Source organism: Stenotrophomonas sp. TWI1183, assembly GCF_039673115.1.
Taxonomy (GTDB): Bacteria; Pseudomonadota; Gammaproteobacteria; order Xanthomonadales; family Xanthomonadaceae; genus Stenotrophomonas; species Stenotrophomonas maltophilia_AA.
Map to the genome: position 1 here is coordinate 49,862 of NZ_JBDJKZ010000005.1, position 23,275 is coordinate 73,136.

Annotated in this window: 21 protein-coding genes; 12 read left to right on the plus strand and 9 right to left on the minus strand. The window is 68.6% G+C overall.

The features are described from left to right. Window positions 1–80: 80 nt before the first annotated feature. On the plus strand, window positions 81–683 hold the full coding sequence (locus ABE434_RS06675; protein ID WP_346478268.1) for an ABC transporter ATP-binding protein: 603 nt from the start codon (window positions 81–83) through the stop codon (window positions 681–683). After that, window positions 680–3,166 (plus strand): FtsX-like permease family protein, encoded by a 2,487-nt coding sequence (locus tag ABE434_RS06680; protein ID WP_346478269.1) that lies wholly within the window; start codon window positions 680–682, stop codon window positions 3,164–3,166. Before ABE434_RS06675 ends, ABE434_RS06680 begins: the two co-directional genes overlap by 4 nt. Window positions 3,167–3,476: 310 nt before the next feature. Here ABE434_RS06680 and ABE434_RS06685 read toward each other — a convergent pair whose 3' ends face one another. The 4 genes from ABE434_RS06685 to ABE434_RS06700 all read right to left on the minus strand — a co-directional run bounded on the left by ABE434_RS06685 (window position 3,477) and on the right by ABE434_RS06700 (window position 6,632). Next, window positions 3,477–4,418 carry a DUF6607 family protein gene (locus ABE434_RS06685; RefSeq protein ID WP_346478270.1) on the minus strand — a complete coding sequence of 314 codons (942 nt, stop codon included), beginning with the start codon at window positions 4,416–4,418 and terminating at the stop codon, window positions 3,477–3,479. Next, entirely contained in the window at window positions 4,418–5,008 is a 591-nt protein-coding gene (locus tag ABE434_RS06690; protein WP_346478271.1) for a Hemin transport protein, read from the minus strand. Before ABE434_RS06690 ends, ABE434_RS06685 begins: the two co-directional genes overlap by 1 nt. Window positions 5,009–5,193: 185 nt before the next feature. Further along, window positions 5,194–5,391: a hemin uptake protein HemP gene (locus ABE434_RS06695; RefSeq protein WP_019182448.1), complete on the minus strand. Its 198-nt coding sequence runs from the start codon at window positions 5,389–5,391 to the stop codon at window positions 5,194–5,196. A 272-nt stretch (window positions 5,392–5,663) separates the two neighbouring features. Beyond that, the gene (locus ABE434_RS06700) at window positions 5,664–6,632 is read right to left on the minus strand and encodes an aldo/keto reductase (protein WP_346478272.1); all 969 of its coding nucleotides are present in this window, start codon (window positions 6,630–6,632) and stop codon (window positions 5,664–5,666) included. Window positions 6,633–6,880: 248 nt separating this feature from the next. Between ABE434_RS06700 and ABE434_RS06705 the strand changes: the two genes are divergently transcribed. Next, complete coding sequence (locus ABE434_RS06705; RefSeq protein WP_176990364.1) at window positions 6,881–8,179, plus strand: nucleoside transporter C-terminal domain-containing protein; 1,299 nt, start codon at window positions 6,881–6,883, stop codon at window positions 8,177–8,179. A 26-nt stretch (window positions 8,180–8,205) separates the two neighbouring features. Beyond that, window positions 8,206–9,171 carry a ribokinase gene (locus tag ABE434_RS06710; protein ID WP_346478273.1) on the plus strand — a complete coding sequence of 322 codons (966 nt, stop codon included), beginning with the start codon at window positions 8,206–8,208 and terminating at the stop codon, window positions 9,169–9,171. A 72-nt stretch (window positions 9,172–9,243) separates the two neighbouring features. On the opposite strand, the gene ABE434_RS06715 is transcribed toward ABE434_RS06710, so the two are convergent. After that, entirely contained in the window at window positions 9,244–9,843 is a 600-nt protein-coding gene (locus tag ABE434_RS06715; protein ID WP_346478274.1) for a phosphatase PAP2 family protein, read from the minus strand. Window positions 9,844–10,054: 211 nt separating this feature from the next. Between ABE434_RS06715 and ABE434_RS06720 the strand changes: the two genes are divergently transcribed. The 6 genes from ABE434_RS06720 to ABE434_RS06745 all read left to right on the plus strand — a co-directional run bounded on the left by ABE434_RS06720 (window position 10,055) and on the right by ABE434_RS06745 (window position 15,598). Further along, complete coding sequence (locus ABE434_RS06720; RefSeq protein WP_346478275.1) at window positions 10,055–10,834, plus strand: hypothetical protein; 780 nt, start codon at window positions 10,055–10,057, stop codon at window positions 10,832–10,834. 51 nt (window positions 10,835–10,885) lie between these two features. Then, window positions 10,886–11,476: a hypothetical protein gene (locus ABE434_RS06725; protein WP_346478276.1), complete on the plus strand. Its 591-nt coding sequence runs from the start codon at window positions 10,886–10,888 to the stop codon at window positions 11,474–11,476. Continuing rightward, window positions 11,473–12,810 (plus strand): YcaO-like family protein, encoded by a 1,338-nt coding sequence (locus ABE434_RS06730; RefSeq protein WP_346478277.1) that lies wholly within the window; start codon window positions 11,473–11,475, stop codon window positions 12,808–12,810. The genes ABE434_RS06725 and ABE434_RS06730 overlap by 4 nt, the downstream gene beginning before the upstream one ends. A 14-nt stretch (window positions 12,811–12,824) precedes the next feature. Beyond that, window positions 12,825–13,571 carry a SagB/ThcOx family dehydrogenase gene (locus tag ABE434_RS06735; RefSeq protein ID WP_346478278.1) on the plus strand — a complete coding sequence of 249 codons (747 nt, stop codon included), beginning with the start codon at window positions 12,825–12,827 and terminating at the stop codon, window positions 13,569–13,571. Window positions 13,572–13,767: 196 nt separating this feature from the next. Continuing rightward, complete coding sequence (gene dusB, locus ABE434_RS06740) at window positions 13,768–14,760, plus strand: tRNA dihydrouridine synthase DusB (RefSeq protein ID WP_179460784.1); 993 nt, start codon at window positions 13,768–13,770, stop codon at window positions 14,758–14,760. 10 nt (window positions 14,761–14,770) lie between these two features. Continuing rightward, the gene (locus ABE434_RS06745) at window positions 14,771–15,598 is read left to right on the plus strand and encodes a methyltransferase domain-containing protein (protein WP_176990373.1); all 828 of its coding nucleotides are present in this window, start codon (window positions 14,771–14,773) and stop codon (window positions 15,596–15,598) included. A gap of 13 nt (window positions 15,599–15,611) precedes the next feature. On the opposite strand, the gene ABE434_RS06750 is transcribed toward ABE434_RS06745, so the two are convergent. The 3 genes from ABE434_RS06750 to ABE434_RS06760 are packed head-to-tail and all read right to left on the minus strand — an operon-like array spanning window position 15,612 to window position 18,016. Next, window positions 15,612–16,052 (minus strand): hypothetical protein, encoded by a 441-nt coding sequence (locus ABE434_RS06750; RefSeq protein ID WP_346478279.1) that lies wholly within the window; start codon window positions 16,050–16,052, stop codon window positions 15,612–15,614. Continuing rightward, a complete protein-coding gene (locus ABE434_RS06755) occupies window positions 16,049–17,125 on the minus strand; it encodes a metal-dependent hydrolase (RefSeq protein ID WP_346478280.1) in 1,077 nt (358 codons plus the stop codon). Before ABE434_RS06755 ends, ABE434_RS06750 begins: the two co-directional genes overlap by 4 nt. A gap of 48 nt (window positions 17,126–17,173) precedes the next feature. Further along, entirely contained in the window at window positions 17,174–18,016 is an 843-nt protein-coding gene (locus ABE434_RS06760; RefSeq protein ID WP_346478281.1) for a UDP-2,3-diacylglucosamine diphosphatase, read from the minus strand. A gap of 346 nt (window positions 18,017–18,362) precedes the next feature. On the opposite strand from ABE434_RS06760, the gene metK reads away from it, so the two are divergent. Together metK and ABE434_RS06770 are read left to right on the plus strand one after the other, a co-directional pair. Continuing rightward, the gene (metK, locus tag ABE434_RS06765; RefSeq protein ID WP_019182462.1) at window positions 18,363–19,574 is read left to right on the plus strand and encodes a methionine adenosyltransferase; all 1,212 of its coding nucleotides are present in this window, start codon (window positions 18,363–18,365) and stop codon (window positions 19,572–19,574) included. A 149-nt stretch (window positions 19,575–19,723) separates the two neighbouring features. After that, window positions 19,724–20,233: an acyl-CoA thioesterase gene (locus ABE434_RS06770; RefSeq protein ID WP_179460780.1), complete on the plus strand. Its 510-nt coding sequence runs from the start codon at window positions 19,724–19,726 to the stop codon at window positions 20,231–20,233. A 97-nt stretch (window positions 20,234–20,330) separates the two neighbouring features. Here ABE434_RS06770 and ppc read toward each other — a convergent pair whose 3' ends face one another. Continuing rightward, the gene (gene ppc / locus ABE434_RS06775; protein ID WP_346478282.1) at window positions 20,331–23,042 is read right to left on the minus strand and encodes a phosphoenolpyruvate carboxylase; all 2,712 of its coding nucleotides are present in this window, start codon (window positions 23,040–23,042) and stop codon (window positions 20,331–20,333) included. Window positions 23,043–23,275 lie beyond the last annotated feature (233 nt).

Here is a 23,275-nt window from a genome sequence, read left to right on the forward strand (position 1 = left end):
CCGTCGCCATCGCCGCCCACAACGTGGGCAAGTCCGCACGTGGCCCGGAGGGTGAAGTCCACATACTGGACAACATTGACATGACCGTCCATGAAGGCGAGAGCGTGGCGATCGTCGGCGCTTCAGGTTCGGGCAAGACCACCCTGCTCGGCCTGCTCGCTGGATTGGACCTGCCCAGCCACGGCACGATCGCGCTGGCCGGTGCCGAGCTCAACACGCTCGATGAGGAAGCCCGCGCGCAGCTGCGCGCCCGCGAGGTCGGCTTCGTCTTCCAGAGCTTCCACCTGCTGCCGGCCTTGACCGCCGAAGAGAACATCGCGCTGCCGCTGGAACTTGCCGGCCGCGAGGATGCCGCGCGCGTGCGCGAGGTGCTGGAGCAGGTCGGCCTGGGCCACCGTGCACGCCATTACCCGCGCCAGCTCTCCGGCGGCGAGCAGCAGCGTGTGGCGCTGGCCCGCGCGTTCGTGGCGCGGCCGCGCATCCTGTTCGCCGATGAGCCGACCGGCAGCCTGGACCAGGCCACCGGGCAGCAGATCAGCGACCTGCTGTTCGCGCTCAACGCGACCAGCGATACCACCCTGGTGCTGGTCACCCACGACCTGCGCCTGGCCCGGCGCTGCGAGCGCATCTACCAGCTCGACGGTGGCCGCCTGGCCGACACCGTTGCCGGCGCGGGCGCATGAACGTCGTGCGCCACGCGGCGCGTGCGCTGCGCCGCGAGTTCCTCGCCGGTGACCTGCTGACCGTGTTCGCCGCGCTGGTGCTGGGCGTGGCGGTGATGACCGCGGTCGGGACCCTGGTCAACCGGGTCACGCTGGCATTGACCAGCAGCGCGGCGGAAATGCTCGGCGGCGACCTCGGCCTGAGCGGGCGCGAGGATGTTCCGCAGACCTTCGCCGATGCAGCGCGCGAGCGCGGCCTGGCCACGACGCGCATGGTCAGTTTCCCCAGCGTGCTGTTCCACGGCGATGACAGCCAGATGGCCAACATCAAGGCGGTCGCCGACGGCTATCCGCTGCGTGGCGAACTGCGGGTCAGCCGCACCCTGCACGACAGCGCCAGTGAAACCGCGGGAACGCCGCCGCCGGGCGAAGCGTATGCCGATCCACGGCTGATGCAGGCGCTTGGCCTGCAGGTGGGCGATGCACTGGAGTTCGGTGCGGGCGCGTTGACCGTGACCCGGGTGCTGCAAGCCGAGCCGGACACCTCCGGTGAGCTCATGCAGCTGTCGCCGCCGCTGCTGGTGAACCGCATCGATGTCGATCGCGCCGGCCTGCTCGGGCCGGGCAGCCGCGCGTCCTATCGCATGATGTTCGCGGGTGACCAGGCGCAGATCGAGGCCTTCCGCGAATGGCTCACACCGCAGGCCAAGGGCTACCGCATTGTCGGCATCGCCGACGCCCAGCGCGGTGTACGCGGCGCGTTCGATCTGGCCGGGCGCTTCCTCTCGCTGGCCGCGTTGCTGGCGGTGTTGCTGGCCGGTGTCGCCACCGCACTGGCGGCCAACCGCTTCGCGATGCGACGCATCGACCAGGTCGCGATCCTGCGCTGCCTGGGCGCGCGCCAGCGCGACATCCTTTCGGCGATGGCGCTGCAGCTGGTGATGCTGGCGGTACCGGCGTGCCTGGTCGGCATCGGCCTGGGCATGGCCGCACAGGCCGGGCTGGTGCAGGCACTGGGCGGGTTGATTCCGAACCGCCTGCCGCTGCCGCAGGCCACACCGGCGCTGAGTGGAGCGGGCATCGGACTGGTGCTGCTGCTGGGCTTCGGCCTGCCGCCGCTGCTGCGCCTGCGCAGCGTGCCGCCGATGCGCGTGCTCAACCGCAGCTTCGCCGCGCTGCCGCCGAGTTCCATGCTGGTCTATGCCGCCGCGCTGGCCGCGACCGTGGCACTGACCGTGCAGGCCACCGGCGATGTGAAACTGGCGACGTGGGTGCTGGGTGGGCTGGCGGCGCTGGCGGCCCTCGCCGGTGCGCTCGGCGCGCTGCTGCTGTGGCTGCTGCGTGGGCTGCAGCCACGCCTGCGTGGGCGCTGGAAGCTGGGCCTGGCCTCGTTGACGCGCCGGCGCGGGCTGGCGGTGATGCAGTTGGTCGGCCTGTCGCTGTCGCTGTGTGCATTGTTGTTGCTGTCGGTGATCGGCCCGGGGCTGCTGGCGCAGTGGCGCGACCGTCTGCCGACCGATACGCCGAACTACTTCCTGATGAACATCCAGCCCGAGCAGCGCGACGCGGTGCTGGCCACGTTGGGTGGGCTCGGGGTGGTCGCGCCGGGCATCGAGCCGTTCAGTACCGGCCGCCTGCTGGCGGTCAACGACCGGCCGCCGCAGCGGCAGGCGCGCGAGGACAACAGCAACGAGGATGACGATGCCAACCGGCCGGTCAACTTCTCGTGGCGGCACGATTTCCCGCCGGCCAATACGCTGCTCAGCGGAACGTTCTGGAAGGCTGGAAGCACGGCCGCCGAGGCCTCGATCGAGCAGGGCTGGGCCGAGCGCTACGGGATGAAGCTGGGCGATACGGTGACGCTGCAGATGGGCGACCAGGAGCGCAGCTTCACGGTCACCAGCATCCGCAAGGCGGACTGGGATTCGTTCCGGGTCAATTTCTTCCTGCTGCTCAACGAAGGCGCGGTGGCCGATGCGCCCTACAACCTGATCACCGCGTTCCATCTGCCGCGCGCGCAGGCGCCGGCACTGGCCGGGCTGACGCGGGAGTACCCGAACATTTCGCTGCTGGATATCGATGGCATCCTGGAGCGGGTGCGCGAAGTGATCAACCGGGTGACGCAGGCGGTGCAGCTGGTGATGGGCTTCAGCCTGTTGGCCGGTCTGCTGGTGTTGCTGGCGGCGTTGCAGGCCACGGCCGGCGAGCGGCGCTACGACAGTGCGGTGCTGCGTACGCTGGGGGCGACGCGCCGTCAGCTGCGCGGTGCGGTGCTGGTGGAGTTTGGTGCGCTCGGCCTGTTGTCGGCGTTGTTGGCCGTGGGCACGGCGGCGCTGCTGGGCAGCGTGGTGGCACGGCAGGTGTTCGAGTTGACGCTGAGCCCGCCGTGGGTGCCGTTGATGGTGGGCGGCGCGCTGGGGGTTGGGTTGAGCATGCTGGCCGGCTGGTGGGGCACGCGGCGGATCCTGCATACGCCGCCGGCGTTGGCGCTTCGGGAGGCGTGAGTTTGGGGCGCCGTTGCACTGAAAGCGAAAGCGACGGCGTCAAAGCGAAAGCGACGGCGTCTTGGCGTTCATGGCCTGAAGGCTGGCGGGCAGCCCTGCCCAGGACGCGCCGTGAACCCATCCCTGGGGGCTCGTGGGCGCCATCCTTGGCGCCCTGACGGTCCTGGGCAGGGCTACCCGCCATCCTTCCCGATGGATAGCCTTGGGCGGACAGGCAAGCGTTTGGTCCGCAGTTGGCACGACAATCGATCGGGCAGTGTGCTGCTTCGACGTTTGGCGATGGAGGCAAGCGCCGCCGGTTGCGTCTGCGTCAGCGCGCGCGTTCTGTCGGTGCTTTTTCCACCCACTGCTGGAAGACGGCGTCGATCTCGGTGTCCGCCACGGTCTTGCCGTCCTGGATGTCCTGGGCCTGGGTGAACAGCGGGATGATCATGGACATGCCGTCGGGTGTGGTTTTCAGGTGCACGCCCGGTGCCTGCCCGAGGAAGCCGTCCCAGCGCTGGCGCACCTTCGCCCAGTAACCCGCGGTGGCTGCCCAGTAATCGTAGGCGGGCTTGAAGTCCACCTCGGTGGTCTTGTTGTAATCGTTGAAGCCGAACTCACGCGTGATCGGTGTCTGCGTGCCGTCGGGGCGCCGCAGTATCTTGGTGTTGAACTGCTCGTGGGTCCAACCGTTCGGTGTGCGCGTGTGCCGGTTGATCACCGCGAGCGCGTTGTAGTCGCTGCGGCGGGTGTATTCGCGGCGCGGCAGGGGGCGCCAGCTGAGGTCGCTGGTCCAAGCGGTGATGCCGTTGTCGTAGGTCCAGCGGCCGGTGCCGCAGTAGCGCGGTGCGTCGCTGACTTCATAGACGCATTGGGTCCAGGCGCCGCGGGTGAGCGCTGCGGGAATCGGGCGCACCTGCCAGGTCTGTTCGGCGCTGAACTCGAACCGGTGCGGTGCCTGGTACACCCAGTCCTGACGCCAGTGCTTGGTGACGTGGCCACTCTTGGGTTCGACCAGCAGGTGCTGCAGCACCACCCGCGTCGGAGTGTCTTCGACCACGATCACCACTTCGTTGCCGCCGGTTCGCACGGCCGGCGCGCGTTCGTAGTCGGGTGCGAGCAGGACGGTTTCGTCGAAGGCGAAGTCGACGGTGTATTCGCCCTGCATCGCCAGGATGCTGGCGTGGTCGCGCGCAGGGTCGGCCGGTACGGCGTGCGCACTGGCGGTGAGCGCGAGCAGCAGCCCTGCGAGGGCGAGTGAGTGCGTCATTACAGCTGGATCACCGGCATGCCATCGGCAGTCCACGGTCCGCCGCGGCGGGCGGCGATGGCGCAGCAGCAGTCATCGACCCACAGCTCGCCTTCGGCACCTTCCACGTTGCCGATCCGGCGTGCGGTGGTGGCGCCCAGGGACGACAACGAGGCCAGGCTGGCGGCGAGTTCGCGGCCTTCCCCCACCTGCAGGCGCAGCGCGCACATGCGCCAGGCGTCGTTGCCCAGGCGCACCGCGAGGCGGCGCCACAGACGTTCGGCGACACCCGCGTCGTTGACTGGTTCGGGCCGCGCGGGGAACGCGGAGACCAGGCGGTCCCAGGCGAGGAAGTCGCTGTCCGGCAGCAGATACAGGCGCCAGCAGCAGCGCCCGCGGGCATCGACGAAGCACAGGCTTTCGCGGATGCCTTCGCTGTCCATGCCCTGGCAGGCATGCGCGGAGACGGCGTGTTTCCAGCCACCGAGTTCACTGCTGTCGGGACGGTACAGGCACAGCACGGTACCCAGCGAGGCCAATTGCGTGGCCGAGGGTAGACCGGCGATGGGATGGCGGCCCGGTGGGCGGCCGACGGAGAGGGCGCGGCTCATGGCGATCTACCTGCAATCGGCGGTTGCGGGGGAGACCCTCGACCAACGCCGGAGACCGGAGTCGACGGCGGAGTGTCGAGGGGGAGAGAGCTGGGACCATGCCGAGTCGCGGGGGGAGGTGCGGGACCCGCATGGATGTGGACCACGGTCGCTGACCGCTGAAGCAGTCGGCCAGCGGGCCGGCATTACTTGGTCAGAATGAGCTTGTCGTTGCTGGTATGGCGCAGGCGATAGAACCGGTCGCCGTGCTGGATCAGGATTTCGCGACGTCCCTTGAGCAGGGCTTCGCTGTCGATCACTTCTTCCGGCGGGACGACGCGGACCGGACGGTCGCGGAGGGTCAGCGTTTCGGGGCGCAGCAGTACAGCAGCTTGAGTGTTCATCGTCTGGACTCGTTGCGAGGGGCGAGTCAAATGATAATGATTCTCAGTTGACAATCAACAACCATTCTCACTTTGATAGATGGCATTAATGATCGAACTCCAGCTATCAATAGGTTTTGTCAATCGCACTGAGGGAGGCGTGCTGTTTCTGAGGGTTGGGAGCCGGCCAGCGGCCGGCACTTCCCTCCCACATGCAGGGGCCTCGATGTCCCGCCGCACCCGGACCGGTAGTGCCGGCCGCTGGCCGGCTCCCCCGCATCCAAACCGACCGATCAACCAAACACCGCATCCACCTGCTGCCACACGCTCTCATCCAGCTGTTCGAGCAGGGCCAGCGCCCCCAGGTTTTCTTCCAGCTGGCTGACCCGGCTGGCGCCGAGGATCACGCTGGACACATTGGGGTTGCGCAGGCACCAGGCGATCGCCAGCTGCGCCGGTGAAACACCGAGCTGCGCGGCCAGTGCGGTATAGCGGCGCACCCGTTCCATGCGGTCGCTGCCGTCGTCGAGCACCTGCGTCCTCAACCAGCCCAGCTGTTCCTGGCCCAGCCGGGACTGCGGGTCGATCCCCGCGTTGTACTTGCCGGTCAGCAGGCCGGAGGCCAGCGGCGACCAGATCGTGGTGCCCAGGCCGGCCTCCGCGTACAGCGGGGCGTACTCGCGCTCGACCCGCTCACGGTGCAGCAGGTTGTACTGCGGCTGCTCCATCGAAGGCGCATGCAGGTTGCGCGCGCGGGCGATGTCCACCGCCTCCTGGATCTGCGCGGCCGACCACTCCGAGGTGCCCCAGTACAGCACCTTGCCCTGGCGGATCAGGGTATCCATCGCCTGCACGGTCTCGGCGATCGGGGTGTCCGGATCCGGGCGATGGCAGTAATAAAGATCCAGGTATTCCACCCGCAGGCGCTTGAGCGCGGCGTGGCAGGCGTCGGTCACGTGCTTGCGCGACAGGCCGTGCTGGGTCGGACGCGGGTCGTCGACCGCACCGAAGAACACCTTGCTGGAGACGCAGAAGCCGTCGCGTGGAAGGCGCAGGTCGGCGATCACATCCCCCATCACCTGCTCGGCGCGACCGCGGGCATAGCCCTCGGCGTTGTCGAAGAAGTTGACCCCGGCATCCCAGGCGGTGGCGATCAGTTTGCGGGCCTCGTCGCGGCCGATCTGATCGCCGAAGGTCACCCAGGCCCCGAAGGACAGGGCCGAGAGCTTCAGGCCGGTGGAGCCAAGACGGCGATAGAGCATGTGGTTCTCCTGCTGCGGGCCCGCGACCGGGCCGGATCGATACCGGTAAGTGTAGAGGGTGGCGCGCAGCGCGCGCAGGCCGCACGCCCTGATCTCATGGCCCATGACACGCCTCGCGGAAACCGGGCCATCCCTTGCCGATACAGGCCCGATCACGACCGATCGGCTCGCGGACGCTGCTTTTCCTTGCCCCGCCCTTGCCGCTGCTCTAGGCTTCCCGTTTTTCGCGGCACCCCAAGGGAAGTCTCATGGTCGAAGGTTTAGGCAGGATTGGCTTCGGCCTGTTCGGGTTGGCAGTGCTGATCGGCATTGCCTGGTTGTTCTCGAACAACAAACGGGCTGTCGACTGGCGCCTGGTCGTCACCGGTATCGCACTGCAGATCGCCTTCGCGGCGGTGGTGCTGCTGGTCCCGGGTGGCCGTGACGTGTTCGACGCGCTGGGCAAGGGCTTCGTCAAGATCCTGAGCTTCGTCAACGAGGGCTCCGGCTTCATCTTCGGCAGCCTGATGGACACCAGCCAGTTCGGTTTCATCTTCGCCTTCCAGGTGCTGCCGACCATCATCTTCTTCTCGGCGCTGATGGGGGTCATGTACCACCTCAACGTGATGCAGATGATCGTGCGCGGCATGGCCTGGGCGATCACCAAGATCATGCGCGTGTCCGGTGCGGAAACCACCAGCGTCTGCGCCAGCGTCTTCATCGGCCAGACCGAGGCGCCGCTGACGGTCCGCCCGTACATCGCCAAGATGACCCAGTCCGAGCTGATCACCATGATGATCGGCGGCATGGCGCACATCGCCGGCGGCGTGCTGGCAGCCTACGTGGGCATGCTCGGCGGCAACGACCCGGTGCAGCAGGCGTTCTACGCCAAGCATCTGCTGGCGGCGAGCATCATGGCCGCCCCGGCGACCCTGGTGGTGGCCAAGCTGCTCGTGCCCGAAACCGGCACCCCGCTTACCCGCGGCACGGTCAAGATGGAAGTGGAGAAGACCTCCAGCAACATCATCGACGCCGCCGCGGCCGGTGCCGGCGACGGCCTCAAGCTGGCGCTGAACATCGGTGCGATGCTGCTGGCCTTCATCGCGTTGATCGCACTGCTGAACGCCCCGCTGACCTGGCTGGGCGACGTGACCGGCCTGGCCGCGATCATCGGCCGCCCGACCGACCTGTCGACCCTGTTCGGCTACCTGCTGGCCCCGATCGCCTGGGTGATCGGTACGCCGTGGGCCGATGCCACCACCGTGGGTTCGCTGATCGGCCAGAAGGTCGTGATCAATGAGTTCGTGGCGTACTCGGAGCTGTCCAAGATCGTCAACGGCCAGGTGCCGGGGATGGTGCTTTCCGACGAGGGCCGCCTGATCGCGACCTACGCGCTGTGCGGTTTTGCCAACTTCAGCTCCATCGCGATCCAGATCGGTGGTATTGGTGGCCTGGCGCCGGAGCGTCGCCACGATCTGGCCAAGTTCGGCCTGCGCGCGGTGCTCGGCGGTACCATTGCCACCTTCATGACGGCGACCATCGCCGGCGTGCTGACGCATTTCAGCTGATATCCGTTCCTTGAGAAACAGTCTTTATGAGTAGCAGTGTCGTCGTAATCGGTTCCTTCAATGTGGATCATGTCTGGCGTTGTGAGTCGCTCCCGGCCCCGGGTGCGACCATTGCCGGCCGCTACAGCACCGGTCCCGGCGGCAAGGGCTTCAACCAGGCCGTGGCCGCCTGCCGTGCCGGCGCGCCGACCACGTTCCTGTGCGCGCTGGGCGATGACGCCGGCGGTGCAATGGCCCGTGGGCTGGCCGAGCAGGACGGCTTCGCGCTGACCGCCGAGGCCAGCAGCGAGCCGACCGGCACCGGCGGCATCTATGTCGACAGCCGTGGCCGCAACACCATCGTGATCGGCCCGGGTGCCAACGCAGCGCTGAGCCTGGACTTCGTCGAACAGCAGCGCGCGCTGCTGGCCGGCGCCAAGGTGGTGCTGGCACAGCTGGAATCGCCGGTGGAAACCATCGAGGCCGCCCTGGCGATCGCGCGTGAGGCCGGTGCCACCACCGTGCTCAACGTGGCCCCCGCCGATGCGCCCTCCAGCATCGGCCTGCTCAAGCTGGCGGACGTGCTGACCCCGAACGAGACCGAGTTCGCCGCCCTGCTCGGCCGTCATGTCGGCGAGCGCGTGGAGGCCAACGACGTTGCCGCGCTGGATGGCGCCAGCCTGCATGCGCTGTGCCGCAAGCTGGTCGGCAACGGCACCGTGGTGGTGACGCTGGGTTCGGTCGGGGTGTTCGTTTCGCACGCCGAAGAGAACCTGCGTGGCGACACCCAGCCGTACTACCGCGTGGGCGCCGAGCAGGTGCAGGTGCTGGACACCACCGGTGCGGGCGATGCGTTCAACGGCGCCCTGGTCGCTTCGATCGCCCAGGACCCGGAGGCGGCGTTTGCCCGCCATGTGCGTTTCGCCAATCAGTTCGCGGGCCGTTCGACCGAGAAGGAAGGCGCCGCCGCGGCGATGCCGCACTTCACCCCGGCAGACGCCGAAAGCAAGTAAGCGTCACCGAGGTGCATACCGAGAGGCCAGCGTTCGCGCTGGCCTTTTTTGTGCCTCGCCGTCTCGCGCCGGTCAGCTATCAGGCCCGCGCGACGTCGGCATACAGCGCGTGATCCACAGCGCCAGCGCGCCGACCAGGAGTCCGGCAAGCACGTCCAGCAGATCGTGCTGCCAGGTGGTGAGCGTCGAGAGCAGGATCAGCCCACACGCGCCGTGCCACAGCCAGCGCAGTGCCCTCGCATCGGCCTGCAGCCACTGCCGCCATGCCTGCCAGACCACCACCAATACCGCGGCATGCAGCGACGGCGCCATGTTGAACGGCGCCTCGAACGCGCGCAGCTGTGCGAACAACAGCCCGCTCACGCCATCCGGCTGCGGCAAAACACGCACGTTGCCGGTCGGCCAGCACACGAAGGCGAGCATGCAGGCGGCCTGCACCAGCGCGATGGCCAGCGCATGGCGGCGCAGGGCGGATCGGGTCGGGCAGAGGAAGAACGTCAGCGGGTACAGCAGGTTCAGCGCCAGGTACGGCAAGATCGTCCAGGCCCAGAACGGCATCACCTCGTCCCAGCGACCGTGCAGGCTGTACGTCTGCGCCTGGCTGGCGGCCCAGTGGTTGGTCCAGCTGTAGCCGTGGATGAACATCGCGCCGAGCAGCAGCATCCACAGCATGGCCTCGCGCCAGGGCGGCTGGGAGACCGAAGGGTTGGCATGGGGCGGTAGGGGCACGCGCGCACCCTAGCAGAACGTGGCACGCCTGTTTGCCGCTATCCTTGCGCTTTCGCGGATACAGGGACTGTACGCAGTGGCAGCAGCAGGCAGTCAGCAACACGCAGGCCCACACGCGGACGCACTGCGCTGGACGCGCAATCCGGCCTGGGCCGTGTTCTCGCAGACCCATGCGCAGCGCCCGCTGCTGCTGGTCTCCGGTGGCGCCGACGAGCTCTACGTGGTCGATGAGGCGGATACGCCGACGGTCGTCGATCGAATCCTCGGCCACTGGCAGGACGACACGCTGGCGATACTCGAGAACGATCCCGACTGTGGCCCGGCGGTCCGCCAGTTGATACGCCTCGGTGTATTGGTGCCGCTGCAGGCGGTGCGCAGCGTGCGCCGCTATGCGATCGATTGGCTCGGCGAACCCCTGCCCGGATTGGCCGACGCCTTCGACCAGCACGCGAGCGCGGATCTGCAGCGCGTGGATGCCGTTGCGGACGCCGATCTGCTGGTCCTGGTCCGGCATGGGCTCGGCTGGGAACAGGCCCTCACCCGTTACCGCGCACGGATGCCGGCACAGCCGCATCTGCTGCTCGACCTCAGTTATCACCACACGCTCGCGCTCGGGCCCTATGTGGTGCCGGGCCAGAGCGCCTGCGTGTATTGCCTGGGCAACCGGGTGCTGCGCCGCTGGGGCGACGCCGTGGTGCCGGCGCTGCCCGCCGTCGCGGCGCAGCCGGCGCGGATCGCGGCGCTGGTCGCCCCCTTGCTGGATCAGCCCCAGCTGTTGCTGGGCTATCTCGAACGCAGCGTCTGGCTCGACCTGCATCGCCTGCACGGGGAGCGCGACCGGGTGCTGCGGCTGCCGTGGTGCCCTGCCTGCCAGGGCGGCGAGGCGTCGCTGCCGGCACCGCTGCCGCTGCCTTGGGACGCCGCGCGCCCGTGATAATGTGCCTCCCGCGCCGGGCGTTTCCGCCTCGGTCAAGGGAGTGACCCCATGTATCGCCTGCCGACCCAGTTCGATGCCAGTGCTTCGCGCCAGGACCTTGCCGCCGCAGGCGGCGGCTCGACCTCGACCACCTGCAGTTCCTGCGTCGTCACCCTGCTCGGCACCTCGGTGCTGTCCGCCGTGGTGCTCGGCAGGCTGGACCCCGTTGCGCCCGCCGCCAACAGCAGCGAAGCGCACGCCACGGCAGTTCCCGTCGATACCGGCACCGGTGTTCACGCCCCGCAGCCTCCCCCGCTCCCGGAGCCGCCGCTTGCTGCGGAGCCGGACCGTCCGGAGACGGCATCAGCGTCAGCCACGCCTACAGTGCCGACGGCCGGTCTGAGCCGCACGAGCCGGGTGCTGCTGGGCCTGTTTGCCTTGCCGCTGGCCGCGATCGGCGGTGGCATTTTCATGAGCACCTCCAACCCGATCTTCGGGCTGTTCGTCGCCGTCGGGCTGTATCTGGGCATCTATGCCCTCGTCTACGAACGCGCGGGGCGTTCGCTCGGGCGCGGCATCGGCATCGCCATCGGGCTGCTGCTGGGCCTGTTCGCCGTCGGCGCGCTCGAGATGATGCTCTGGCTGAGCGTGTTGAAATGAGCCGCGCCGCCGAGCAGGCGGCGGCGCTGGACACGCCCACGCTGTCGTCGCACCTGCTGCATGGCGCGGCGCGTCCGCGCTGCGGTCTGGTGCGCCCGGCCCAGCCGATCGAGGCCAACCCCTGCGATGCCACCGGCCCCTTGTTCGAGGGACGGCGCGTACACAATGCCGCCACCCCGGCCGACCCGGCCAATCCCTGGCAGGGCGTTTCGGGGGCGGTCGCGCTGGAGGCCGATGCGGCCGCCGATGGCGCGGTCGCCGAAGCCCTGGAGCGACTGGCGGCGGCGCAGGCGAGCCTGGAAGTGCGGCGCCGCGATGCGCTGACGCCCGCACAACGCCTGGACGAATCGGCCTTCGCGCTGTTCTCGGCCCGCCAACGTGCAACGCCGGGTTTTCCATGGCCGATGCCCGAACGCGACGACGATCTGTTCGCGGCGGTGCATGCGCTGGATGACAACCGGGTGGCCTGGGTGCCGCAGGAACTGGTCGGACTGGGGCCGCGCAGCGGCCAGGCGCGACTGCCGTCGACGTCCAGTGGCCTGGCGGCCTGGCGGGATGGCCGCGATGGCGCCTGGCTGGCGCTGCTGCGCGCGGCCCAGGAGCTGCTGGAGCGCGATGCGCTGGCGGTGACCTGGCTCAACGGCGTGGCCGGCCGGAGAATCGCGCTGCCCGCCCAATGGCAGGCATTCGCAGACGCGCGCGGGGGCGAACTGCGGGCCTTCGACCTGACACAGCACTGGAACCCGCACCCGGTGATCGCGGTCGCGGGCGGCATCCCGTTCGAAGGCCGCGCCCGGCACGTCCTCGGCATCGCCTGCCGCGCCGATCCGGGTGAGGCGCTGCACAAGGCGCTGCTGGAATGGCAGCAGGCGCTGACCTTCGCCGCGCATCTGTGTGGCCGCGAAAGCGCGCGGCTTCCGCGTGAACCGGCGGCACTGCGCAGCTTTGACGAACATGCCGCGTTCTACACTCTGCGCCCGGATCTGTGGCCGCAGCTGCCGCTGCTGCGGGAGGCGGGCGACAGCACGTTGCAGCTGCCGCCACCAGGCGAGGTGATGCGTCCCGCTGCGCCGCGCGCCATCGCCGAGCTCGATCTGCTGCGGCGCCGGCTGGGCCATGCCGGCATCACGCTGTACTACCGCGAGTTGACCACCGCCGATGTGGCCGCGGCCGGCCTGCGGGTGATGCGGGTGCTGTCGCCGCAGCTCAGCGGCCTGCATGCCGACGAGCGTGCGCCGTTCCTCGGCGGCCGTTGCCAGGACGTGGCCTGGCGGTACCCCGGCGTGCCGCACAGCGGCGCGTTTCCGAACCCCTTCCCGCATCCATTGGGCTGATCCCCGAGAACCGCATGCCGTCACCGCCTTCCCCCTGGCAGGATGCCCCGCTGTTCCATCTGTTCTGGCACAACGGCGAGCTCAATCCCGCGCGCGCTGAAGTGATGCGCGCGCGCATCGCCGAGGATGCCGCACGCGCCTGGTCGCCGCCGCGGCCCTTGCATGCAGCGGCCGGCGTCGCCCTGCCAGACCCGGTACACCCCGGCGATGCCCTGGCGCAGCGCCACAGTGGCCGTCGTTTCGGTGACGCACGCTGGGGCGCGCAGGAACTCGGGCGCGTGCTTGCCCCGCTGCGGGCCCGGCCCGGCGACAGTGACACGCGGCGGCTGCCGTCCGGCGGTGCCAAGTACCCGATCCAGGCGTATGCCGCGCTCTACGGCACCGACGATGCGATCGCCGCAGAACCGGGCATCCATTGGTACGACCCGATCGGGCATGCGCTGGTGCCGGTGGCGCCCTGCCCGGCATGGCCGGCGCTGTCCACGCTGCTCGGCGTGGACTGGCCGGAGCGGCCGGCGGCCGTGCTGTTCCTGATCGCCGAACCGGCCGGCACGCTGGCCAAGTACGGCGAACGCGGTGGCCGCTTCGTGTTGATCGAGGCCGGGGTCTGGCTGGGGGCGCTGGGGCAGGAAGTGGCGGCGATGCATGCCGCCGGCTGCGCGATCGGCTCGTTCGAGGACGCCGCCGTGCTGGCCCTGCTCGGGCTCGACCCGCAGCGGCATCTGGCCGTGCTGGCCTATGCCTGTGGTCCGGCGCCCTGAGCGCGACCGTTGGTCGGTACGTTTTTGCGCATGACCGCGACCGGTAACCCGCCAGCATCAGCCGCCGCTGGGGGCGGTGGAAGCAATCGTCAAGCATATGCTCATGACTGGAGCGCATCAGGCCCTTCCGGATCGGCCTGAACGCGCGTCGGTGTCTGCTTGGTTGCGGGCCAGCGGCCGGCACTACAATGCGCACATGCAGATTGGCCCCTACAACATCCAGCCCAACGTGGTGCTGGCGCCGATGGCCGGTGTCACCGACAAGCCCTTCCGCCTGCTGTGCAAACGGCTGGGCGCGGGTCTGGCCGCCTCGGAGATGACCATCTCCGATCCGCGCTTCTGGAACACCCGCAAATCGCTCCACCGCATGGACCATGCCGGCGAGCCGGACCCGATCAGCGTGCAGATCGCCGGTACCGAGCCGCAGCAGCTGGCCGAGGCGGCGCGCTACAACGTGGACCACGGCGCGCAGATCATCGACATCAACATGGGCTGCCCGGCCAAGAAGGTCTGCAACGCCTGGGCCGGCTCGGCCCTGATGCGCGATGAAGACCTGGTCGCGCGCATCCTCACCGCCGTGGTCAACGCGGTGGACGTGCCGGTCACGCTGAAGATCCGCACCGGCTGGGATTGCGACCACCGCAATGGCCCGCTGATCGCGCGCATCGCCGAAGACAGCGGCATCGCCGCGCTGGCCGTGCATGGCCGTACCCGCGACCAGCACTACACCGGCACCGCCGAATACGAGACCATCGCCGCGATCAAGGCCGCGCTGCGCATTCCGGTGATCGCCAATGGCGACATCGATTCACCGCAGAAAGCCGCGCAGGTGCTGAAGCAGACCGGCGTGGACGCGGTGATGATCGGGCGTGCCGCCCAGGGGCGCCCGTGGATCTTCCGCGAGGTGGCGCACTACCTGGCCACCGGCGCGCTGCTGGCGCCGCCCTCGATCGCCGAGGTACGCGACCTGCTGCTGGGGCACCTGCACGCATTGCACGATTTCTACGGCGAGCAGCAGGGCGTGCGCATCGCGCGCAAGCACCTGGGCTGGTACGCCAAGGACCGGCCGGAGAACGCCGCCTTCCGTGCGGTGGTCAACCGCGCCGAGGACGCCGCCAGCCAGGTCGCCCTGACCACCGACTATTTCGATGCCCTCGCTGCCGGCGAGCCGTTGTCGTCCGCTGCCTGAGCCTTCCGCCATGACCCCGCCGATCACTGCACCGACCTACCTCCACGGCTTCTCCGACACCGAGCAGCACCGCCTGGTCACCCAGTCGCGCCTGTTCGAATCGAGCATCTTCAGCGGCATCGATTACAGCGGCGCGCAGCGTCTGCTGGAAGTCGGCAGCGGCGTCGGGGCACAGACGGACATCCTGCTGCGGCGCTTCCCGGAGCTGCATGTCACCGGCGTGGACCTGAGCGAGACGCAGCTCGCCACCGCCGCCACCAACCTGGCCAAGACGCCGTGGTGCCGCGAGCGTTACACGCTGCTGCAGGCCGATGCCGGCAACCTGCCGTTCGGCGCCCGCGAGTTCGACTCGGCGTTCCTGTGCTGGGTGCTGGAGCATGTGCCGTCACCGGCGCGGGTACTCAACGAAGTGCGCCGCGTGCTGGTGCCCGGCTCGCCGGTGTATGTCACCGAAGTGATGAACGCCTCGTTCCTGCTCGATCCGTATTCGCCGCACATCTGGCGCTACTGGATGGCCTTCAATGATTTCCAGTACGACCACGGGGGCGATCCGTTCGTCGGCGCCAAGCTCGGCAACCTGCTGCTGGCCGGCGGCTTCCGCGACGTGCACACCGAGATCAAGACCATCCACCTGGACAACCGCGAACCGGCGCGTCGCAAGACCATGATCGCGTTCTGGGAGCAGCTGCTGTTGTCGGCCGCCGATCCGCTGCTGGAAGCCGGTCTGGTCGACCAGGAGACGGTGGACGGCATGCGCCGCGAGTTCAGCCTGGTCCAGAACGACCCGAACGCGGTGTTCTTCTTCTCCTTCGTGCAGGCCCGCGCGACCGTGTACTGATCGCGTCGCGGACCTACCGCGTGGCCCAGGCGATCACGGTCACCACGACCGCAGCGGCCAGCAGCAACCAGATACCGAGTCCGCCCCGGTCCCCCGGGGCCACCGTGCTGCCACCGACGGTGTTGCGGGCGCCTTCGCGCGGCCGTGCGGTCGGCGTGCTGCCCACTTCCAGCGTACCGGTGGCCGGCCGCTGGCTGCGCTCGGTGATCTTGTTCTGCATGCGTCGCGCGCGTTCGGGATCGACCTTGCGCAGCTCGTCCAGCAGCACCTGCTGCTGGCGTTCGCGGTCCGGCTGCGCCTTGGCCTTGCGCATGATCTCGCGCAACGGCACCGCCGGCTGCTCGGCGGACCGGCCCGGGGTGAGCTCCAGCAACAGGGCGCGATACTCCGGCGGCACATCGGCCAGCCGGGTGTAGCGCGTGCCATTGATTTCCATGTCGAACCGCTCGGTCACGGTGCCTCCGTCCATCCTGCCTTGGGTGCGATGACCTCGGCGTTCGTCGGTGCGTGCCAGATGCGTTGCCACATCGCCGCGAACCGGCGTTTCACCATCGCCCTGCCCTGCTCCCCTTCATACGCCGGACGCAGCTGTCGCGGCGTGATCGCCGCCCAGCCTTCGCCGTCGGCCCGCGCCACCGCGAAGGTGAAGGTGTAGTCCGGCTCCAGGCCCATGCGCAGGTCGCTGAGCCGCAGCTCGCCATCGACCACCTGCGCACGCATGAAGCCGCGGTTGAACCAGTTCAGTCGTTGCACGGCCGGCAGCGTGGCCGCCTGGCGCAGGGCCTGCACGTTGGAGGGATGGCCCTCGAAGGTCATCGGGCCACGGTCGGCGATCAGCGAGCGCTCGCCGATCACGTAGCCGTTGGGCGTCATCGCGACGACCTGCCAGAGCAGCGTGTTGAACGGCATCGCCACCGAGAAGCGCGGCGCATCGCCCAGCCCCATCGCGGCCAGCACACGATCAGCTTCACGATCAACGGTGTGCTTGGCCAGCAGCGACCAGCCCAGGTAGCCACTGCTGAGCACCAGGCCGGCCACCAGCGCCTTCTGCGCCAACGGCCGCGCCCGCGCGAACCACGCCACCGCGCAGGCGATCAGCAGCCACACCGTGTACAGCGGGTCGATGATGAAGACGCTGGCCCACATCGTGGGGTGCGGGGTGAACGGCCACCACAGCTGGGTACCGTAGACGGTGAAGGCATCCAGCAGCGGATGGGTGATCAGCGCCAGCAGGATCGCCCAGAACCAGCGGCCCGGCGCCTGCGCCACGCGGCCGTGACCAAAGCGTTTGAACAGCCACCAGATCAGCGCGGCGACCCACGGCAGCACCAGCAGCGAGTGGCTGTAACTGCGGTGCTCGACCATCAGCGCCACCGGATCGGCAGCAGTGAAGGCCAGCACCAGCGCGTCCAGGTCCGGCAGGGTGCCGAGTGCGGCACCGGCCAACAGAGCAGCGCGGCGATGGCCGGCCGGGGCGATGGCGGCGGCCACTGCGCCGCCGAGTACGATCTGGGTAAAGGAGTCCATCGGCCGATGCTAGCAGCCGCGAGCGTGCGTGCGCCGGGGGCGTCGTGCTCAGGCGGCTCTGGCCCATGCGGCGTTGCCGGGCAGCGCCACCAGGGTCCGCCCGGTGTGATCCAGCAGTCGCAGGGTGCCGTCCGGATCCTCGGCGAGCACGGTCAGGCTTTCGACCCAGTCGCCGTCGTTGGCATAGATCAGTCCGTCGCGCTCCACCAGCGCCGCGCGGTGGATGTGCCCGCAGACGATGCCATCCAGGCCGCGCCGGCGCACGTCGTCCAGCCCGGCCTGGACGAAGCGCTCGATGTAGCGCTCGGCCGCGCCGCTGCGCTTCTTCAGGAATTCGGACAGGGACCAGTAGCGCTGGCCGAGCCGCCGCCGCGCCGCATTGAGCAGGTGGTTGCCGGTGAGGATGCGGTAATACAGCCAGTCGCCGAACTTTTCCTGCAGGCCGCCGAAGTGGGTGATGCCGTCGTAGTCGTCGCCGTGCACGACCAGCAGACGCCGCCCGTCGGCGGTCACGTGGATCGCCCGGCGACGCACCTGCATGGCCGGCAGCATCAGCCCGCAGACCTTGCGCAGCGAGGCATCGTGGTTGCCGGGGATGTAGATGATCTCGGTGCCCGCCCGCTGCAGCGCGTGCAGGGCCTGGATCACGTCGCTGTGGGCCGGCCGCCAACTGGCCCGGCGGTGTGCCATCCACCACAGGTCGATGATGTCGCCCACCAGATAGAGGCGCTCGCAGCGCAGGTCGGCCAGGAACCGGGCCAGTTCGGCGGCGTGGCAGTGGCGTGAGCCCAGGTGCACGTCGGAAAGGAAGACGGCCCGCCGATGGGGCGCCAGGGTCGTCACGGGCCGCTTGGCGGCCTCCCGCACGTCGCGCTGCTCGAAATCCTGCATGGCGTACTCCTCATGCCCGGCGGCCGGATGCGCCGAAGCCTGCGCCAGACGCACGACAAGCCGATGGCGGTTCAACGACAGCGGGATGACGATCGGCCGCGGCTTGTGCGCCGGCTGCGCGGCCCTTGGGCGCCGGGAGGCCCGGGCTGCGGACCGCTGCCGCCCACTGTCACGCTGGTGGAACACTGGGCGGTGACGCTGGCCCTCAATCCCGTCACACCGGGCCCTGCGACGGGCACGCGGGCTTAACCACGGGCAACCCGTGCTGGCGCACAATGCAAGTGCGCGACTTGCCGTGTATCATTCGCGCCCATCTTTCCATCCGAATCAAAGGATATTACGCCTGATGTCCAGCTACCTGTTCACCTCCGAATCGGTCTCCGAAGGCCATCCGGACAAGATTGCCGACCAGATCTCCGATGCGGTGCTGGACGCGATCCTGACCCAGGACAAGCGTGCGCGCGTGGCCTGCGAAACCATGGTCAAGACTGGCGTGGCGATCGTCGCCGGTGAAATCACCACCAGCGCCTGGATCGACCTGGAAGCCTTGACCCGCAAGGTGATCCTGGACATCGGCTACGACAGCTCCGACGTCGGTTTCGACGGCGCGACCTGCGGCGTGCTGAACCTGATCGGCAAGCAGTCGCCGCACATCGCCCAGGGCGTGGACCGCAAGAAGCCCGAAGAAATGGGCGCTGGCGACCAGGGCCTGATGTTCGGCTATGCCACCAACGAGACCGACAGCTACATGCCGGCCGCGATCCACCTGTCGCACCGCCTGGTCGAGCAGCAGGCCAAGATCCGCAAGAAGAAGAACTCGCCGCTGTCCTGGCTGCGCCCGGACGCCAAGAGCCAGGTCACCCTGCGCTATGAAAACGGCGCCGTCTCGGCCATCGACGCGGTGGTGCTGTCGACCCAGCACGCCCCGGGCGTGAAGCAGAAGGACCTCATCGAGGCCGTCCGCGAAGAGATCATCAAGCCGGTGCTGCCGGCCAAGTGGCTGCACAAGGGCACCAAGTTCCACATCAACCCGACCGGCAAGTTCGAGATCGGCGGCCCGGTGGGCGACTGTGGCCTGACCGGCCGCAAGATCATCGTCGACACCTACGGCGGCTGGGCCCGTCACGGTGGTGGTGCGTTCTCGGGCAAGGATCCGTCCAAGGTCGACCGTTCGGCCGCCTACGCGGCCCGTTACGTCGCCAAGAACGTCGTTGCCGCCGGCCTGGCCGACCGTTGCGAAGTGCAGGTCTCCTACGCCATCGGCGTGGCCGAGCCGACCTCGATCTCGGTCACCACCTTCGGCACCGGCAAGATCAGCGATGACAAGATCGAAAAGCTGATCCGCAAGCATTTCGACCTGCGCCCGTACGGCATCATCCAGATGCTGGACCTGATCCACCCGATGTACCAGCAGACCGCCGCCTACGGCCACTTCGGCCGCAAGGCCAAGGAGTTCAGCTACACCAACGGTGCTGGCGAACAGGTCAACGCGACCGCCTTCTCCTGGGAGAAGACCGATCGCGCCGCCGCCCTGCGCGCGGATGCGAAGCTGAAATAAGAAACACGAAGGGCCGCGCAAGCGGCCCTTCATCTTTTGCGGTAGTGCCGGCCGCTGGCCGGCAACCTCGTGACGTCCGGCAGGATCTGCCTGGTTGTCGGCCAGCGGCCGGCACTACCGGGCCTCCGATCGGCCGCTACAATCGGCCCATGCCCGAATTCAAATCCAACCAGCTGTCCATGACCGTGCTGATGTCGCCGGACATGGCCAATTTCTCCGGCAAGGTACACGGCGGTGCGGTGCTGCGCCTGCTCGACCAGGTCGCCTACGCCTGTGCCAGCCGCTATGCCGGCAGCTACGTGGTCACGCTCTCGGTGGACCAGGTGATGTTCCGCCAGCCGATCGCGGTCGGCGAGCTGGTCACCTTCCTGGCCTCGGTGAACTACACCGGCACCTCCTCGATGGAGATCGGGGTCAAGGTGGTGGCCGAGGACATCCTCAAGCGCAGCGTGCGCCATGCCAACAGCTGCTTCTTCACCATGGTCGCGGTGGACGAGGACGGCAAGCCCACGCCGGTACCGCCACTGCAACTGGACACCAGCGACGAACGCCGCCGGCACGCCGCCGCGTTGATCCGCCGCCAGCTGCGCGAGGAGATGGAGCAGCGCCACCTGGAGCTGCTGGCGTCCAATCCGCCTGCGCCGGGCGATGCGCCATGACCAACGGTCATGGCCTACCCGGTAGGTATCGACCGTTGGTCGATGCATGCCAGATGGCGCGGGCTGCCGGCCAGCGGCCGGCACTACCGGTCATGGGTTACCCGGTGTTCTGTACGCCCTGCGAGACACCATTCACGCAGGCCACCAGCGCACGCAGCACGTCATCGTCTTCGCCCCCGCTGTCGCGCCAGCGCCGCAGCAGGTCCACCTGCAGCACGCTGATCGGATCGATGTAGGGGTTGCGCAGCCGGATCGACAGCGCCAGGCGCTGATCGTGCTGGAGCAGCTCGTCCTGCCCGGTCAGCGCGAGGATCCACTGCGAGGTGAGCTCGAGTTCACCCCGGATCTGCGGAAAGAAGCGGCCATGCAACGCGCCGGACAGCTGCGAGAACTGCTCGGCGATGGTCAGGTCGCCCTTGGACAGCACCATCGCAATGTCGTCCAGGAAGGTGCTGAAGAACGGCCAGTCGCGCGCCATCTCTTTCAGGATGTCTTCGTGGCCAGCGTCGATCGCCGCCTGCAGGCCACTGCCGACCCCATACCAACCCGGGATCACGGCACGCGCCTGGCTCCAGGCGAACACCCACGGAATCGCGCGCAGGTTGGTCAGTGCGGCATCCTCGCCCAGACGGCGCGAGGGGCGTGAGCCCAAGGTCATCCGCTCGATCACGTCGATCGGCGTGGCCAGGCGGAAGTACTGCATGAAGTCTTTCTGGCCGACGAACGCGCGGTACGCCTCCGCACTCTTCTGCGCGATCAGGTCCATCACCGGGCGCCACTGGTCCTCGCGCGGTTCCGCTGCGCGCGGCCGCAGGCTGGAGCGCAGCACCGCACCGGTGGACTGCTCCAGCGAACGCAGCGCCAGCGCGCGGATGCCGTACTTGCGGTGGATCACTTCGCCCTGTTCGGTCACGCGCAGGCGGCCATCGATGCTGCCGCGCGGCGAGGCATCCACGGCGTGCGTGGTCTTGCCGCCACCGCGGCTGATCGAGCCGCCACGGCCGTGGAAGAAGGTCAGCCGGATGTCGTTCTCGGCGGCGACGTCCAGCAGTTCCACCTGGGCGCGCTGCAGGCCCCAGCGCGAGGCCGCGATACCACCATCCTTGCCACTGTCCGAATAGCCGAGCATCACCATCTGCACATCGCCACGTGACGCCAGGTGCGTGCGGTAGACCGGATCGGCGAGCAGATCACGCAGGGTATCCGTGCCGCGCTTGAGATCGTCCACCGTTTCAAACAGCGGGGCGATGTCGAGCGGCACCGCGCCGGCGTCATCCACCAGGCCACCGCGGCGCGCCAGCGCGAGAACGGCGAGCACATCGCTGCGGTCATGCGCCATCGAGATGATGTAGCTGCCCAGCGCGTCGGCACCGTGCCGGTGGCGTGCATCGGCCAATGCCGCGAACACCGCATCCAGGCGTTGCCCGCCCTCTTCGCTGCTCGCCGGCAGTGCCTGCTCGCCACTGGCGAACGGGGCCAGGCGCGCCGCGCGGGTAACCGCATCGGCGGCGTCCCAGGCGTCCTGCCCATCCAGCACACTGGCCAGCGCGCGGCCATGCACGCTGGATTCCTGGCGCACATCCAACCGCGCCAGGTGGAAGCCGAAGGTGCGTACCCGCCACAGCAGGCGGCGCACCGCGAAGCCGCCGGCGTGGTCGCCCTTGTTGTCGTGCAGGCTGCGCAGGATCAGCTCGATGTCGTCGGTCAGTTCCTGTGGCGATGCATACGCACCGTCCGCGTCCTCCATCGTCGCCTGCACGCGCGCACGCATGCGGTCGTTGAGCAGGCGATAGGGCATGTCGGCATGCCGCGGCCGCGAGGTGACCTTGGGCAGCAATGCCTTGTAATGATCCACGCGCGCCTGCAGTTCATCGCTGACTGCCACCCGTTCGGTGGACTGGCTGAGCAGACTGGCCAGCTGCAGCAGGTCTTTCTGGTAGCGGCCGAGCACGGCTTGGCGCTGGGCATCGAGCGTATTGCGGATGGTGCCGGCATCGACGTTCGGATTGCCGTCCATGTCGCCGCCCACCCACGTGCCGAAGCGCAGCAGGCGTGGCAGCGGCAGTTCTTCGCCATACGTATCCAGCAGCGCCTGCTGCAGCGATTCGTACAGCACCGGGATCACCCGGTACAGCACCTGCACCAGATAGAAGCCGACGTGTTCGCGCTCGTCTTCCACGGTCGGGCGCACCGGCGAAGAATCGGTGGTCTGCCAGGAGGCGGTCAGCGCCATGCGGAAGCGCGCGGCATCGGCGGCGGCTTCACCCGGCGTGCGCTGGCCGTCGAGGTTGTCGACCAGGCTGGCCACCATCAACTGCTCTTTTTCCAGCAGCGCGCGGCGGACCGCTTCGGTCGGATGCGCGGTGAACACCGGCTCGATGTCGATGCGCGGCAGCCACTCGGCCAGTTCGGCCAGGGTCACGCCCTGCGCCTTGAGGTTGACCAGTGCATCCTGCAGGCCATCCGGCTGCGGCGTAGCAGTACCGGCGCGCTGGTAGTCGCGTCGGCGGCGGATGCGGTGCACGCGCTCGGCGATGTTCACCACCTGGAAATAGGTACTGAACGCACGCACCATCGCTTCGGCGCGCGCCGGCGGCAGGCCGGTCAGTGCATCGTTGAGATCGGACAGGGGGGCGTCGCTTTCGCGGCGGGCAATGGCGCGCGTACGCACCTGTTCCACATCATCGAAAAACTGCGTGGAGACCTGCTCGGCGAGCAGGTCGCCGACCAGTGCGCCGAGTCGGCGTACATCGTCACGCAGGGGAATATCGGGAGTGGCAAAAACGATGCTGCTACGGTACTCGTTCATCTGCGACGCACTGGCCTCGGGAACGGAATCCGCTCAAGCCTACCCCACATTGGGGTCGTTGCTGCGTCGCGCAAATAGTTACATCTGGTAGTGCCGGCCGCTGGCCGGCAGGTGCCGATCATTTCTGGTACCGGCCAACGGCCGGTACCTACCCGTCATTTTCCGTGCCGGCCAACCGGTCGGCATCCACGATCATGATCTGCATCGGCTCGTAGCCGGTCCCGCCGCGGCGG

Excerpts from the sequence above, each read along its gene's own strand:
- ABE434_RS06680 (WP_346478269.1), top strand. The coding sequence starts at position 680 with ATGAACGTCGTGCGCCACGCGGCGCGTGCGCTGCGCCGCGAGTTCCTC.
- ABE434_RS06685 (WP_346478270.1), bottom strand. The coding sequence starts at position 4,418 with ATGACGCACTCACTCGCCCTCGCAGGGCTGCTGCTCGCGCTCACCGCC.
- ABE434_RS06725 (WP_346478276.1), top strand. The coding sequence starts at position 10,886 with ATGTATCGCCTGCCGACCCAGTTCGATGCCAGTGCTTCGCGCCAGGAC.
- ABE434_RS06695 (WP_019182448.1), bottom strand. The coding sequence starts at position 5,391 with ATGAACACTCAAGCTGCTGTACTGCTGCGCCCCGAAACGCTGACCCTC.
- ABE434_RS06730 (WP_346478277.1), top strand. The coding sequence starts at position 11,473 with ATGAGCCGCGCCGCCGAGCAGGCGGCGGCGCTGGACACGCCCACGCTG.
- ABE434_RS06675 (WP_346478268.1), top strand. The coding sequence starts at position 81 with ATGACCGTCCATGAAGGCGAGAGCGTGGCGATCGTCGGCGCTTCAGGT.
- ABE434_RS06735 (WP_346478278.1), top strand. The coding sequence starts at position 12,825 with ATGCCGTCACCGCCTTCCCCCTGGCAGGATGCCCCGCTGTTCCATCTG.
- dusB (WP_179460784.1), top strand. The coding sequence starts at position 13,768 with ATGCAGATTGGCCCCTACAACATCCAGCCCAACGTGGTGCTGGCGCCG.
- ABE434_RS06770 (WP_179460780.1), top strand. The coding sequence starts at position 19,724 with ATGCCCGAATTCAAATCCAACCAGCTGTCCATGACCGTGCTGATGTCG.
- ABE434_RS06690 (WP_346478271.1), bottom strand. The coding sequence starts at position 5,008 with ATGAGCCGCGCCCTCTCCGTCGGCCGCCCACCGGGCCGCCATCCCATC.
- ABE434_RS06755 (WP_346478280.1), bottom strand. The coding sequence starts at position 17,125 with ATGGACTCCTTTACCCAGATCGTACTCGGCGGCGCAGTGGCCGCCGCC.
- metK (WP_019182462.1), top strand. The coding sequence starts at position 18,363 with ATGTCCAGCTACCTGTTCACCTCCGAATCGGTCTCCGAAGGCCATCCG.
- ABE434_RS06710 (WP_346478273.1), top strand. The coding sequence starts at position 8,206 with ATGAGTAGCAGTGTCGTCGTAATCGGTTCCTTCAATGTGGATCATGTC.
- ABE434_RS06745 (WP_176990373.1), top strand. The coding sequence starts at position 14,771 with ATGACCCCGCCGATCACTGCACCGACCTACCTCCACGGCTTCTCCGAC.
- ABE434_RS06715 (WP_346478274.1), bottom strand. The coding sequence starts at position 9,843 with ATGCTGTGGATGCTGCTGCTCGGCGCGATGTTCATCCACGGCTACAGC.
- ppc (WP_346478282.1), bottom strand. The coding sequence starts at position 23,042 with ATGAACGAGTACCGTAGCAGCATCGTTTTTGCCACTCCCGATATTCCC.
- ABE434_RS06700 (WP_346478272.1), bottom strand. The coding sequence starts at position 6,632 with ATGCTCTATCGCCGTCTTGGCTCCACCGGCCTGAAGCTCTCGGCCCTG.
- ABE434_RS06705 (WP_176990364.1), top strand. The coding sequence starts at position 6,881 with ATGGTCGAAGGTTTAGGCAGGATTGGCTTCGGCCTGTTCGGGTTGGCA.
- ABE434_RS06760 (WP_346478281.1), bottom strand. The coding sequence starts at position 18,016 with ATGCAGGATTTCGAGCAGCGCGACGTGCGGGAGGCCGCCAAGCGGCCC.